This window comes from Acetobacterium wieringae, from assembly GCF_026646375.1.
GTDB lineage: Bacteria > Bacillota > Clostridia > Eubacteriales > Eubacteriaceae > Acetobacterium > Acetobacterium wieringae_A.
The window spans coordinates 308,007-322,477 of the sequence record NZ_JAIPPU010000002.1; the positions used below are offsets into that span (position 1 = coordinate 308,007).

At 45.6% G+C, this 14,471-nt stretch carries 10 protein-coding genes; 1 reads left to right on the forward strand and 9 read right to left on the reverse strand.

Annotated features, from left to right (window positions below):
* Positions 1-17 precede the first annotated feature (17 nt).
* A complete protein-coding gene (locus Q7P33_RS03115; protein ID WP_303867309.1) occupies positions 18-755 on the reverse strand; it encodes a flavin reductase in 738 nt (245 codons plus the stop codon).
* 210 nt (positions 756-965) lie between these two features.
* On the opposite strand from Q7P33_RS03115, the gene ade reads away from it, so the two are divergent.
* Positions 966-2,681, forward strand: a complete 1,716-nt coding sequence (gene ade, locus Q7P33_RS03120) for an adenine deaminase (protein ID WP_303867310.1) — start codon at positions 966-968, stop codon at positions 2,679-2,681.
* A gap of 292 nt (positions 2,682-2,973) precedes the next feature.
* Here the strand turns inward: ade and Q7P33_RS03125 are convergent, their stop codons facing one another.
* The 8 genes from Q7P33_RS03125 to raiA form a co-directional block, all read right to left on the reverse strand.
* Complete coding sequence (locus Q7P33_RS03125) at positions 2,974-5,340, reverse strand: homocysteine S-methyltransferase family protein (RefSeq protein WP_303867312.1); 2,367 nt, start codon at positions 5,338-5,340, stop codon at positions 2,974-2,976.
* Positions 5,341-5,373: 33 nt separating this feature from the next.
* Positions 5,374-6,105: a UPF0280 family protein gene (locus Q7P33_RS03130; RefSeq protein ID WP_303867313.1), complete on the reverse strand. Its 732-nt coding sequence runs from the start codon at positions 6,103-6,105 to the stop codon at positions 5,374-5,376.
* Between the two features lie 2 nt (positions 6,106-6,107).
* Entirely contained in the window at positions 6,108-6,512 is a 405-nt protein-coding gene (locus Q7P33_RS03135) for an NIL domain-containing protein (protein ID WP_303867314.1), read from the reverse strand.
* The gene (locus tag Q7P33_RS03140) at positions 6,509-7,675 is read right to left on the reverse strand and encodes a homocysteine biosynthesis protein (protein ID WP_303867316.1); all 1,167 of its coding nucleotides are present in this window, start codon (positions 7,673-7,675) and stop codon (positions 6,509-6,511) included. Before Q7P33_RS03140 ends, Q7P33_RS03135 begins: the two co-directional genes overlap by 4 nt.
* 43 nt (positions 7,676-7,718) lie before the next feature.
* Positions 7,719-8,811 (reverse strand): peptide chain release factor 2 gene (gene prfB, locus Q7P33_RS03145; protein WP_303867401.1). Its coding sequence is split into 2 segments (ribosomal slippage): positions 7,719-8,735 and positions 8,737-8,811, totalling 1,092 coding nucleotides; the frame shifts between segments, so codons are not numbered across the junction.
* 200 nt (positions 8,812-9,011) lie between these two features.
* A complete protein-coding gene (secA, locus tag Q7P33_RS03150) occupies positions 9,012-11,522 on the reverse strand; it encodes a preprotein translocase subunit SecA (protein WP_303867317.1) in 2,511 nt (836 codons plus the stop codon).
* A 139-nt stretch (positions 11,523-11,661) separates the two neighbouring features.
* A complete protein-coding gene (locus Q7P33_RS03155; protein WP_303867319.1) occupies positions 11,662-13,347 on the reverse strand; it encodes a DUF5317 domain-containing protein in 1,686 nt (561 codons plus the stop codon).
* A gap of 245 nt (positions 13,348-13,592) precedes the next feature.
* Positions 13,593-14,123, reverse strand: a complete 531-nt coding sequence (gene raiA / locus Q7P33_RS03160) for a ribosome hibernation-promoting factor, HPF/YfiA family (RefSeq protein ID WP_303867320.1) — start codon at positions 14,121-14,123, stop codon at positions 13,593-13,595.
* Positions 14,124-14,471 lie beyond the last annotated feature (348 nt).

Genomic DNA, 14,471 nt, shown 5'->3' on the forward strand with positions numbered 1-14,471 from the left:
TTTGCATGTTTTTTTTATTATCGGGTTGCGTGATAATAGGCGTAGGTCATCGGTTCTTCTTTGCTGAATCCATCCCCGTCGACAACTTTGCCGATAAACATATAGTGGGTACCCAGATCAATCGTCTGTTCCACTTCACATTCTAGAAAACAGAGCGTTTCCAGCAACCCGGGACAGCCAGTTTTACCAGTAATATAGCTGAGTTCTTTAAATTTATCGACATCTCTTCCGCTCTGGTAGCCGAAATGTTTGATCAGATCATGGTTGTCTTTACCCAGGATCGAAACCCCAAAGACACCGGATTCTCGAACATATTCTGAGGTTAAGGTTCCTTTTCCCAGGCAGACACTGGCTTTTAAGGGAGTACTGGTAACCTGAATAAAGGTATTGGAAACCATCCCATTGAGTTTTTCATCCCTGACCGATGAAATAATATATAAGCCGTAGCTGACATTGAACAATAAGGTCTGTAAGGCTTCTCTTTCTTTATCCGTTAAACCATCCTCGACTTCTTCAACCAACACAAATTTTTCTGGTCCCACTCCGCAGACCGGGCAAACGTCGGGGGGCGTATCTCCCACATGAATATAATTACAAACGGTACAACGCCATTTCTTCTCCTTAACAGGGGCAACAGCTTCCGTTTCTTCAATTAATATAAACTTATCCGGTCCCACTCCGCAGATCGGGCATTTGTCGGGTGGAGTATCACCTTCATGTACATAATTACATACTGTGCAGCGCCATTTCTTCATTTTATTCACCACTTTCTTAGAATTACTTTCTACTTTATAATAATTATAATTTAAAAGCATCTTGAAGTACAGGAAAAAATTGATGTTCTGCTTTTCATTATAAACCTTTTTTGATAAGATTCATATCACTATTGCATTTTTTTGTAAAAAAAGGGCATATAAGAGCTTGACATTATTCTTTGCCGCAAATAAACCAAGATAGGATGAAACATGAAAAAATATAACGAATGTCTCAAAAAAAACATTGCTGTTGCCAATGGCTTTGAAAAAGCTGAACTGGTTTTTAAAAACGCTAAGATTCTCAACGTATTTTCTGAAGAAATCTGTGTCGGCGATCTGGCCATTAACGATGGCGCCATTGTTGGAATTGGAACGTATCAGGGTCTTTATGAGGTGGAGTTGTCGGGCCAATATATTGTCCCAGGATTTATTGATGCCCATATGCATATTGAATCCACCATGGTTACTCCCAATGAACTCGCTCGAGCCATTGTTCCTACTGGCACCACCACGATTATTGCCGATCCCCATGAACTGGTAAATGTAGCAGGAAAGACTGGACTGGATTATTTGCTAGCTGCCACAGAACAAATTCCTTTAAATGTTTTTGTGATGCTACCCTCATCGGTACCCGCTACCCCCTTTGAAACCAACGGCGCAGGGCCTTTTTTAGCCGCCGATATGCAAGCTTATCTTGATCATCCCCGGATTCTGGGATTGGGTGAAGTCATGTGCTATCCCGCTGTGCTGGCTGGCGATCTGGTGATTCTTGACAAACTGACCCTGTGCCGCAACGCATTGGCTGATGGCCACGCCCCAGGGCTCTCCGGTAAAGCCCTGCAGGCTTATGCCAGCGCCGGAATCCACAGTGAGCACGAATCCACAAGTTGGTCCGAAGCCCTTGAAAAATTGCGGGCGGGCTTTTATATTCTGGTTCGGGAAGGTTCTGCAGCCAAAAACCTTCATGCCATCATCAGTGGCTTATTGGAAAGTGACTGTCCGATGGATCGATTTCTTTTTTGTACCGATGACAAGCATTTAGAAGATATTCATCGGGAGGGCCATATTCGCTTTAATATCAAACAAGCCATCGATTTGGGCCTCTGCCCGATCAAGGCAATCAAGATGGCCACCATTAACACCGCCCAGGCCTATGGACTCAAAAAACTCGGTGCCATTGCCCCGGGATACCGGGCTGATCTGGTGATCCTGTCGGATTTGGGCACCATGCAGGTGGAGCAGGTTTATCGAAATGGTCAGCTGGTGGATGATGCTACCTGGGCCCATCCCTCTCAGCACCCGATTGATCCTAAACTACTCGATTCGGTTCATATCCGCACCCTCACGCCAGAAAAACTACGACTCCCCCTTGGCAAAACGAATCATGTGATCGAAATTATCAAAGATCAGATTGAAACACATCATTTGATTGAAGCCCTGCCAGGAATCGATGGCACCTTTTGCCCCGATGAAAACTATGATAAGCTGTGTGTCATTGAACGGCATGGCCACTCCGGCAACGTCGGTGTCGCAGCTATTAAGGGTTTTGGCATCCGCAATGGGGCCATTGCCACCACTGTCGCCCATGATTCGCACAATATGATTGTCGTTGGCGATAATGACACCGATATTCTGCTGGCTGTTAAGCATCTCGCAGAAATTGGTGGCGGTTATGTGGTGGCTGGCAATCACCGCATCATTGGTTCGGTACCGCTGACTCTGGCCGGTCTGATCAGTCTTGAGCCCGGGGAGCTGGTTCAGCAAAAGGTGTCCGCACTGATTGCCAGCGCCCATCAATTAGGCGTCGCTTCCGGGGTTGATCCTTTTATCACCCTTTCTTTTATGGCCCTGCCGGTAATCCCCGCCCTGCGCCTAACCGATCTGGGACTTTTTGATGTGGAAGCCTTCCAATTGATTAACGACTGACCAAAAAAAGACAGCTTTAAGCTGTCTTTTTTGGTTGTCGATAAACTACCGTACCGACCAATTGTTAATCTGTTGTTCGCTGCGCCATGCGAAATCCGCTTTGCTCCTTTCGCATTGGTCGCGGGCAGTCGCCAACTATAAGCAAGCTTATGATTGGCTCGTTGCCTGCGCGCAGAATCGGACAGGCTTTGCCGTGTCCGCTCCGATGCGCACAACATGATGTAACAATTGTCGGTACTGGGTTATCTTCTTTGACAGTCTGAAAAGACCGCCATAGAATTCTGTTTTACTGTTACGCAAATACGGTTTTGGCAATCCCGGCCCCTTCCCGGGCATCTTTGCCATAATAATCGGCACCGATAGTCTCTGCATATTCAGGGTTTAGTACTGCTCCACCAACCATGACGATGGTTCTCGGGCAGCTGGCTTTGATTTCTTTAATGATTTTTTCCATATTCTTGACAGTGGTTGTCATCAGAGCACTGAGACCGACCAGTTTAATCGCTTCGGCGTTGATGGTCTGAATAATGGTATCAGCCTTGACATCCTTACCGAGATCGACAATTTCGTAACCGTAATTCTCCAGAATCACCTTGAGAATATTCTTGCCAATATCGTGAACATCGCCTTCAACGGTGGCCAGCACAATTTTGCCCTTGGCTACCTGAGTCTGGCCCGCTTGAGCCATCGTTTCTTTGATCACCTCAAAGGCTTGTTGGGCAGTTTCGGCAGCAAAAATCAGATGGGGCAAAAAGCATTCGCCGGTTTCAAAGGCATCTCCCACCGCATCAAGGGCCGGTACAATCTCATTATTGACAATATCCAACGGTTCTCGGGTTTTTAAAAGAATGGCCGTGGCTGCGGCCGCCTGATCCGTCAAACCTTCTTCAATGATCGCTTTCAGTCCCAGAGACGTCCGCCCGGTTTCTGCTTTGGTTACACTGGCGCTTTTATCTTTGTAGGCGTTGGCATAGGCAATACACTGCCCATCAAAGCCCCAGAGAGCCCGGAATGCTTTGATGGTGTCCATCATCTCCTGATCGCCTGGATTGATAATCGGGGTAGTCAGTCCCGCTTCCAGCGCCATCGCCAAAAAGGTTCGATTTAAAAGCTCGCGGTTGGGCAGTCCAAAAGAAATATTGGAAACCCCCAGTACCGTTGGCACACCTAGCTGAGCCCGCAATTTTTCCAGCGTTTTAATGGTTTCCCGTACTTCTGCCTGTTGGGCCGAGGCGGTTAACACCAGGGCATCAATCAGAATATTTTTCTTAGGAATTCCATAAGATTCCGCCGTTGTGATGATTTTTTCGGCAATAGCAAAACGATCGGCCGCCAGACTGGGGATACCGCTCTCATCCATGGTCAGACCCAGCACCAGAGCTCCGTATTTTTTAGCAATCGGAAAAATCGCTGCCATTGACGACTGCTCGCCATTGACCGAATTAATAATCGCTTTGCCGGGATAGCTTCTGAGTACCGCTTCGATGACTTCCGGATTGGATGAATCAATCTGTAACGGACAGTCCACCAGCTTACTGACTGTATCGACAACTTGCTGCATCATCGTTTCTTCATCAATATCCGGCAGTCCCAGGTTGATGTCGAGAATATTGGCCCCATCTTTTTTCTGATCAACCGCCAGTTGGGTGACCACTGCAAGTTCGCCCTGACGTAAAGAGGCCTTCAGTATTGGATTTGTGGTGGGATTGATGCACTCGCCAATGATGTGAATGTCATCGCCCAGGATTATCGTTTTGGTACTGGAAGAGACGGCGGTAAAGCCTTTATCAGTTACCGAAGAAAGCGGCAGATCCACAGTCGCCTGCTTCATTTTTTTGATATAGTCCGGAGTGGTTCCGCAGCAACCACCGAGAATTAAGGCTCCCATCCCGGCAATTTCTACCATATATTGCGTAAACTGATCAATGGTGATGTCGTAGACAGTTTTGCCCTCTTTCATGTGCGGCAAACCGGCGTTGGGCTCCACCATAATTGGTACCGAGGCATAGCGAACCAGATCGGCGATAATCGGCAGCATCGCATCCGGTCCAGTGGAACAGTTAATCCCGATGGCATCTGCACCAAGGGCCTCCAGAATGTTGACGACCGTTAAGGCATCACTGCCAGTAAGCGTCCGGGCATTCTCCTCATAGGTCATCGATACAATCACCGGCAAATCCGATACAGCTTTGGCAGCAATCAGGGCTGCCCGGGCCTCACAGATATCGGTGATGGTTTCAATGACAATCAGATCGGCACCCGCCTGATCACCGGCGGCAACAATCTCTTTGAAATAATCAACAGCCTGATCAAAAGACATCTCCCCGAGAGCCCCGATCAAGGTTCCCAATGGTCCCACATCCAGGGCCACATAGTCGGGCTTCAAGGCTTTTGCATTGTGTACCCCAGCCGTCACCAATTGTTCAACAGTATAGTCGCAACCCTTGAGCTTATAGCCGTTAACCCCAAAGGTATTGGAAAGAATAATATTGGCCCCGGCATCGATGTATAGTTGATGGATTTCTTTAATCAGCTCCGGATGGGTCAGGTTGAGCACTTCGGGAACCGGGCCAATGGCTGCCAATTTATTCTGTAGCAGGCTCCCCATGGCACCATCGAGATACAGCCGCTTATTTTTAAGTATTTCTCCTAGTTTCATTGGTTCTCCTTTCCTTTAGACAGATTGCTTGTTTTAGCATAGTTCGAGTTCACCCCAGGCTCCCAATTGATCGTCTATGATAATCAAAGTCCCGAGGATTCCTTTTATATTTCTTACCCAGTCCAGTCCTTTTTCCACATCTTCCGTTTTTTTGATGCGATTTCCCAGGGCGGTTGCCACCGCATCCGCCAGCGGGATGTCTTCACTGATCACGGTGACGGCATCGGCCTTCCCAAAACTCAGGGAGTGCCCCATCACGCCAGATGAGGTACAAACCCCCAGCGGCTTTTCCCGGGGTTTTATCATGATACCCAGATCGGCAAATTGGGAATTGGTGATATGAAGCGCCACCCGGCGCACTTTTTTTGTCCAGATCAACAGATCTCCGCCGTTTTCCACCACTATCTCGTTCGTGTGGGACTCCAGCATCCTTCCGATATATTTTGAGACCGCACCAGCTACCGCTGCCATCGGTCCTACCCCAGCTGTTTTTCCAGCTTTTAGCATATCTGCTACAATCGGAGCGGCAGCAGGATTTAGCGGTAATGGCAACAATGATTTAATAAAATCCGGATGTTTATAATAGTAGTCAAAAATAGTCTGACGGAGCGTCTGTACTTCAGTCTGTACCGCCTCGATCAGTTCCGGGGTGATCCGGCCATGATCGACACCAATAAAAAGGTCGGATTCAAATTCGAGGATCTGGAAATAATCCAGATCCTCGGCTTTCATCATCTTTCGATAGGTTCGGGGTTCGTATTGCATACTCAGATCAGCGCGTGAATGGCTCGCATCGGGCAGGCTTTAACACACAGCATACACTCCAGACATTTGTCATCGTGATGAATAAGCGACCAGTCAGCCGTCATTTCCAGGGCACCGACTGCGCAGACCGCGGTACAGGCGCCACAGGAAACACATTTGTCAGGATCCACCTCAACCACCGACTCGATGTCTCTGACCCCAATCTGATGTTGACGCAAATAGACAATCCCGGCTTCAATATCGGCTTCTTCACCTTTTATTTCAAGCAGCAGGGTTCCTTTAATATTGTCATCGATAAAAGCTTTAAGGATATTGAAATCCAGATGGTAGGTTTTGATCAGTTCCATCGCCATCGGCTGACCGGCAGCCTTTTGAGGAAACGACAAGAGTATTTTTTTTGTCATCATCGGGATTCTCCTTCCTTGATTTCCAGACCCTTAAGGGAATTTCCCATCGGGAAGCTCTGAATCGGCTCCTGCAGGAAAAACTCGCCTTTTTTGATCCAATTGTTCAACTCTTCAGCAATTTCTCTAGCCATTTTCAGACTGGAAAGTGGTGAGGTTCTGATATTCTTGCCATTGATATCCACCGAACCGCTTCTCAGCTCAGCATAAGAGACTTTTTTCAAAACTGGCTTGGCTTTTTTGGGGACACTGTAGTCAATCACATTGGTGTACAGATCTTTATTCTCCACCGCCACAAAAGCCATTATTTCTTCATTGAGTATCGGAATCGGGATCCCCACCCCAACAAACATCGAGGTGCCATAACCTTCATAAACAGCGCCGCGAATATATTTGGGATCCATTTCTTTCATGTTTCCGATTAACGCCAGGGTCGCACCGGGAGTCTGGGGATAGCCCTTTTCGTCCCGGGGACAGGCGGTATTAAACTGGGTTCCCATCCAGGACACATGGCCCTGAGCGCCACCAAAAAAGATCCGGGTACCCATGCCAATGGTCTTAAGTAGCGGGTCATTAAGCAGTGGGCTTAATTCACCGGCGGTGCTATAGGTAATATTGCCCATATTCGGCTGTAAAATTCCCATATAGGTGTAAAGCCGCTGGCTGGAGCCATTAATGGCGGCATTGTAATTCTGATAAACGTTTCTGGGATTAAACAGGTAGGCTTCATTTAAATCCTCCAGTTTGACCCAGGTATCCAGCTCGGTTCTGGGGTAACAATCAGTTCCCTGAGATTTTGCCACCAGATGAACTTCTTTGCCGGCGATCAGGTCATGAATCACATGGGCCCCGCCATATTCAATGCCCTTGTCCGCTGACGGTTGGGTGGCTCCCAGATAGGTATCCACGGCGGCCAGACCACCATAAGCATCTACCCCATTCATGCTGATCTCACCCATCCGGATCGGTGGATCCGAATGTCCAAAATTCAAAAAGGCACCCGATGAGCACATCGGTCCGAAGGTGGCGGTAGTAACCACATCCACATAGTCGGCGGCTTCTTTAACACCTCGTTCTTTGACAATTCCGATGACTTCTTCGGCGGTAACAACCACCGCCTCGCCCCGGGCAATTTTTTCGTTAATTTCCTGATAGCTCTTTGCCATTTTCCCCTCCAACAATTTTTCTTAAATTAGTACCACAATTTTTCTATACCATCGTATTGAGATAGGCATTCATAAAACCGTCCAGATCGCCATCCATAACGCTACCGACATTGCCGACCTCGACATTGGTTCGGTGGTCTTTTACCATGTTGTATGGATGGAACACATAGGAACGGATCTGGCTACCCCAGGCAATCTGGCTGTAGTCACCCTTAATATCTTCAATGTGATCCATCTTTTCCTGCTCCATGATTTCCACCAGCTTGCCTTTTAGCATGTTCATGGCCACCTCTTTGTTCTGATGCTGGGAGCGTTCGTTTTGACACTGCACTACAATCCCGGTTTTTAAATGGGTAATCCGAATCGCCGAGTCGGTGGTGTTAACGTGCTGACCCCCGGCACCGCTGGAGCGAAAAGTGTCAATCCGGATTTCGTCGGGTTGAATTTCAATTTCCACCGATTCATCCACCTCGGGCATCACATCCAGGGATGCAAACGAGGTATGTCGGCGGCCTGATGAGTCAAAGGGAGAGATCCGCACCAGTCGGTGTACGCCCCGCTCGGTTTTTAAATAGCCGTAGGCGTTGACCCCTTCAATCAACAGGGTGACACTTTTAATTCCAGCCACATCGCCAGGCTGAAGATCCAGGGTTTTAACCTTATACCCCTTCTTTTCTGCCCATCGGGTATACATCCGCAACAGCATCGAAGCCCAATCCTGAGACTCAGTTCCACCTGCTCCGGGATGCAGCGAAATAATGGCATTATTGCTGTCAAATTCACCGGAAAGCAGGGTTTCGGTTCGAAAATTATCCAGCTTTTCATCAAGCTCCCGAATCGACTCACTAAAGCCTTCCAGTAACTCGCCTTCTTCGGCCAGCTCCAGCATCACCTGGACATCATCCAAGGCTTCAGCCAACGCATTATAATGATCCACCTTGATTTTTATAATTTTTAGTTCTTTTAAAACAATTTGTGCACTTTTCTGATCATTCCAGAATTCCGGGTCCTCAGTTTTTTTTTCTAAGGCCTCCATTTCATTGACAAGCCGTGGCAAGTCAAAGTGAATTCCCCATTTCCTTCAGTTTAGTCGCCATTGCATTGATGATTTGTTTTTCCTCATACAAATCGATCATCACGATCACACCCCTTCTTTTTTACTGTTAACTAATAATAAAAATTATTTCAGATCGACTTAAAAGCTAACCCAGTACCGACAATTGTTACATCATGTTGTACGCATCGGAGCGGACACGGCATCGCCTGTCCGATTCCGCAGCGTACAACAGATTAACAATTGGTCGGTACGGTAGTTTAGCGACAACCTTAATTATTTTTATGCGCCACAACATTTCTTATACTTTTTCCCACTGCCACAGGGACAGGGATCGTTGCGGCCAACCTTGTTTTGAGCACTGGCCGGCCCACTCGGTTTTCCTTCAATTTCATTTTCGTTGGTCTTCATCTGACTGAAATCCACCGATTTTGCCTGAGCTTCTTCCGCCGGAACTACCTGAATATTTAAATTGAATAAGTACTTAACTGTATCTTCCTGAATCCGCATGATCATGTCATCAAACAGATCAAAACCCTCTTTGGTGTACTCTTTAACTGGATCATTTTGTCCGTAAGCCCGCAGTCCGATCCCCTGTTTCAGCTGCTCCATGTTATCAATATGTTCCATCCAGGCAGAATCGACGCTTCTTAACAAAATCATCCGCTCAATATTTTGCAACTGTTCCAGGCCCAGCTTTTCTTTTTTATCTTCCAGCACGTTGCGGCATTCGTCCAGAATCGCTTCTACCAGTACTTCGGTACTTTCCGGTTTTTCCGGTAAGGTGAAACTGTCCTTCGGCAAAACATTGGCCTCCAGATGTTTGTGCAACCCTTCCAGATCCCAATCGTCATAATACTGACCATCGCCGGTATACATACTGACATAGGCATTGATCAGTGTTTCGGTCATACTCCAGATTTCACTTTCCATATCTTTGCCATCAATAACCTGCTGCCGCTGTTCATAGATCAGCTCTCGCTGGCGATTCATGACATTATCATATTGAAGCACATGTTTCCGGATGTCAAAGTTTCGACCTTCCACCCGTTTCTGAGAATTCTCGATGCCCCGGGTCAGCATTTTATTTTCGATCGGCGTTTCTTCATCCAAACCAATCGATTCAACCAGTCCCTGAATTTTTTCTGATCCGAATACCCGCATCAGATCATCTTCCAACGAGACAAAAAATTGTGAGGAACCAGGATCCCCCTGACGACCGGCCCGACCACGAAGCTGGTTATCAATCCGACGACTCTCGTGACGTTCGGTTCCCAGGATATGAAGACCGCCCAGTTCTCTGACCCCTTCACCCAAAACGATATCGGTTCCACGACCGGCCATATTGGTCGAAATCGTAACCGCATCTTTTTGACCGGCATTGGCGACAATTTCAGCCTCTTTCTCCAGAAATTTGGCATTTAAGACATTGTGCTTAACCCCAGAACGTTTTAAATAGCCACTGAGCAGTTCCGACTTTTCAATCGAAATGGTTCCGATCAGAATCGGCTGACCGGTGGCATGACGCCGCTTAACTTCTTCCGTGACAGCCAGAAACTTGCCTTGTTCACTTTTATAAATCAAATCATTAAGATCCTGACGAATCAGCGGTTTATTGGTGGGAATCGACAAAACATTGAGATTATAAATGGTCTGAAACTCATCTTCTTCGGTTTTGGCCGTCCCGGTCATCCCGGAAAGTTTATTAAACATTCTAAAATAGTTCTGGAAGGTAACGGTTGCCAGGGTTTTCGATTCCCGATTAACCTTAACATTTTCCTTGGCTTCAATGGCCTGATGCAGACCGTTGGAATAACGACGCCCCGGCATCAAACGACCGGTAAACTCATCAACGATAATAATTTCGCCATCCTTTACCACATAATCACGATCTTTAAACATCAGGGTGTTGGCGTGGAGAGCCTGGTTGATATGGTGAGAAATCTCCATGTTTTCCATATCCGCCAGATTGGTGAGGTTAAAATACTTTTCAGCTTTAATTACCCCATCATCCGACAACATCACTGACTTGGCTTTTTCATCTTTGATGTAATCATCGGCCTTCAGGCTTTTCGCAAAGCTGTTCGCCAAGGCGTACATCTTGGTGCTTTTATCCCCACTACCGGAAATGATCAGTGGCGTTCTGGCTTCATCAACAAGTACACTGTCCACTTCATCGATAATCGCATAGTTAAGTTCCCGCTGCACTTGCTGGACTTTCACCGAAGCCATGTTATCTCTCAGGTAGTCGAAGCCAAACTCATTATTGGTGCCGTAGGTAATATCGCAGGCGTAGGCATATTGCTTTTCCTGAAATGACAGACCATGGACGACCAGGCCTACTTTCAGACCTAAAAACTCATGAATTTTTCCCATCCACTCGCTGTCACGTTTTGCCAGATAATCATTGACCGTGACGATATAAACCCCCCGACCATCCAAGGCATTGAGGTAGGCGGGCAGGGTTGATACCAGGGTTTTACCTTCCCCAGTTTTCATTTCGGCAATATTGCCTTCGTGAAGGGCCATCCCCCCCAAAAGCTGAACTGGAAAATGTTTCATGCCTAAAACCCGGAACCCCGTTTCCCGTACAGTGGCAAAAGCCTCAACCAACAAATCATCAAGGGTTTCTCCCTGAGCCAGTCGTTCCTTTAAGATAAGGGTTTGACCCTTTAATTCATCATCACTCATGGCTGCATAGCGGCTGTCCAGCTCCAGGATCTGGTCAACCTTTTTTTGCATCCGTTTTAATTCTTTTCTATTACTATCAAATATCTGATCTAAAATTCCCAATCTTTTCACTCCTTTGTAACTTTCTTGCTGTATTTATACACTAAACTTTATTATAGCATACTCTCTTTAATGAAACTTATATAATTTTAAAGGGACTGTATTTTTTGATACAGTCCCCTTTTTTATAATTATTTATCATTTATTTCTTCTTGCGCCAAAAAGCCACATCTTTTCCGTCCAACTTCAGTTCAACCAATTCATAGCCAGCCCGCTTTCTTTCATCGACGGTTTCCTGGAAATTCTTGCGTTCATCATCATCCATATTGGCCAGCAATTTATCTTTGTCTTCATTGGTACTGTCGTATACCCGACCCACCACCGGTTCCGTCACCTCTTCAATTTCCTTTAACGGAATGGCAACCTCATCTCGGGGAGAACCACTGATCAGCGTTTCTGCCTCTTTACTGGTTTCTCGCATCAATTGTTTACGTCGTTCGGCTTTACGTTTTTCGTCTTCCAGATTCAGGCGCTGCCAGACATTGAGCATCTCATCTTCAGAAAACTCCACATCGTCTTCATCTTTGCTTTTTACACCGCTATCATAGGTACTGGTTTCGCTCCGTAATACAAACGGTTGGTCAAGATCGGTAAGTTTGAAGCTTTCCACGATCCGTAAGTCGGATTCCGGTACAGGATGGGGTTCTCCATCGGGATCACTAAGGGATTTTGCCACCTTATTCAGTTCCATTTCCCGCATTTGCAGAATCAACCGTTCTTTTTCAACTGCCAGTTTTTCTTCATAATACTTTTTGGTAAAAAAGCCGGCATCATCACTGTTGAGAATTTCTTCCATATCTGCGGCTTCCAGTTCTTTTTCGCCCTTGACATAGGTGCCAACATCCTGGATATTACTAATAATCTTGGTACTGCCATCATCCACTGGTTCCATGATCCGGGTTTCCTGGGTATCACTCTTACTGATGACAATTTCTTCCGTTTCCGTTCCGATTCCGGAGTCCACCTCATCCAGAGCTGCCGGAATCAATCGGGTTTCAAAGCTATCTTGAACACTGCTGTTGTCGGTATTTCTAAAGCCTTCGGCAGGAATAACAGTCGTGGCATTTTCATCCCGATCACCACGAATCCCTCCGGTCGCCGCCATGTCCCGATAATAATCGTCAATATCTTCCGGTTCGTCATAACCTTCCTGATAACTGTTCTGGAGCGAGACCCCGCTGATTTCATAATCATCGTCATCGCCAAAAATACCTTCGTCTTCACCTTGATCATTGTGATCATCCTGCATGATGGAAGCCTTTTTATTCATCACATATTGAATAAAACCAATTAAACCAATGAGCGTTACAATCGTACCGACCGTTACTCCAGCCACCGATCCGTAAAGACTCATGATCAGGGGCACATAGGGCACCGGAAGCGGTAAATTAATCCCCAAAAACCATAACAGCGTATTCGGTTGAATCAATGCGTATAAAGGACTCAAACCCTGAACGATTTGCTCACCAAAAGCTGCTGGCAGCGTATCAATAATGCCTTGAGAAACAGGCATGTGACCACCATTAATAAAAATCACAACAAAATTTGAAGTAATCCCCACTGCCATCAGAATAACCCAGAAATCATCCAGATTAAACACCAGCATGACTAATATCAGGATATAACTGGCAAAATTAACAATCTCCAGATAGGGTTCAACCAACGAAATACCGCCAGTGTAGATGTAAAGATGCAAAGCAATCTGCAGCACCATCCCTAAAATCCCTACCGGTAGCAAGGAAATTTTTCTGACTTTGAAGCCACGCAAACTTCCCCTGCGAATTTTTCCAATTAAAAAACCTAAAATAATTGCAATTAGTATTAACATATTTATTTTAACCCCACTATTTATTTATAATCATTTCTTAGGTATTCTCATCTGTATCGATGTTTGATATAAATGCATATAGATCTATTTTAAAACAAAAGAAAAGTTCTGTCAAAACTTTATGCCTAAATAATGTATAAATTTGAAAATAAAGTGAATTCATAAAACAACTTCATCAAAAACACCCCTCAAATCGATTATTCAAGGGGTGTTTGTCGTTCTTTTCAGTTTTTTCTTAAGAAATTTTAGAAAGTTGGCTCGATCAAGCCGTAATTCCCATCTTTTCTCATGTAGACAACATTGACATCATCAGTATCGCCGTTGAGAAAAACAAAGAAATCATATCCCAGCAATTCCATCTGTAAGGTTGCTTCATCAACATTCATGGGTTTGACCGCAAATTTTTTGGTTCGAACGACTTTTGGTTGGAACACATCATCTTCGAGCCCTTCAATCCCTTCCAAGTTAAACTTCGCTGCTTCATCCTGATTGCGCTTCTGCAATTTAGTTTTATGTTTTCTAAGCTGACCTTCAAGTTTATTGACAACATCTTCAATCGATGTCACCATGTCCTCGGATCTTTCTTCAGCTCTTAAAATGGTTTTTCCCACAGGAATGGTTACTTCCAGCATCTGGTAATTCTTTTCTTTGCTGAAGGTCGCATACACTTCAGTTTCCTGACCAAAGTAACGATCAAATTTTCCCAGTTTCTTTTTTAATGTTTCTTTTAAACCTTCTGATACATGCATATTTTTTCCGTAAATTGTGAATCTCATAACGACAACTCCTTTCAAAAGGTCAACCTTACTCGTTTACACTCATTAATTGAGTGCTTTTAAGTATATTCTTATTATACCCAATCCAATCCCTTTTAGTCAAAATCTTTTGTGTCAAATTCTTGTCACAAAATATCATCTAAAACAAAGTTAATCATTTTTAAGCTGCCTCAGTTGACCTGGTCTTTTCCCCCACACTCGCCAGCTGGAAGTTTAGCTCAGTGTTCGCATCACAACTCCTTCTCTCGGTATACCCGGCTGGACTTACTTCTAAGACGCACTATGCTCAACAATTCGCTATTGAATTGTCTTACGTGGATCGCTTCGCCTGCATCTGGCATCGACTTT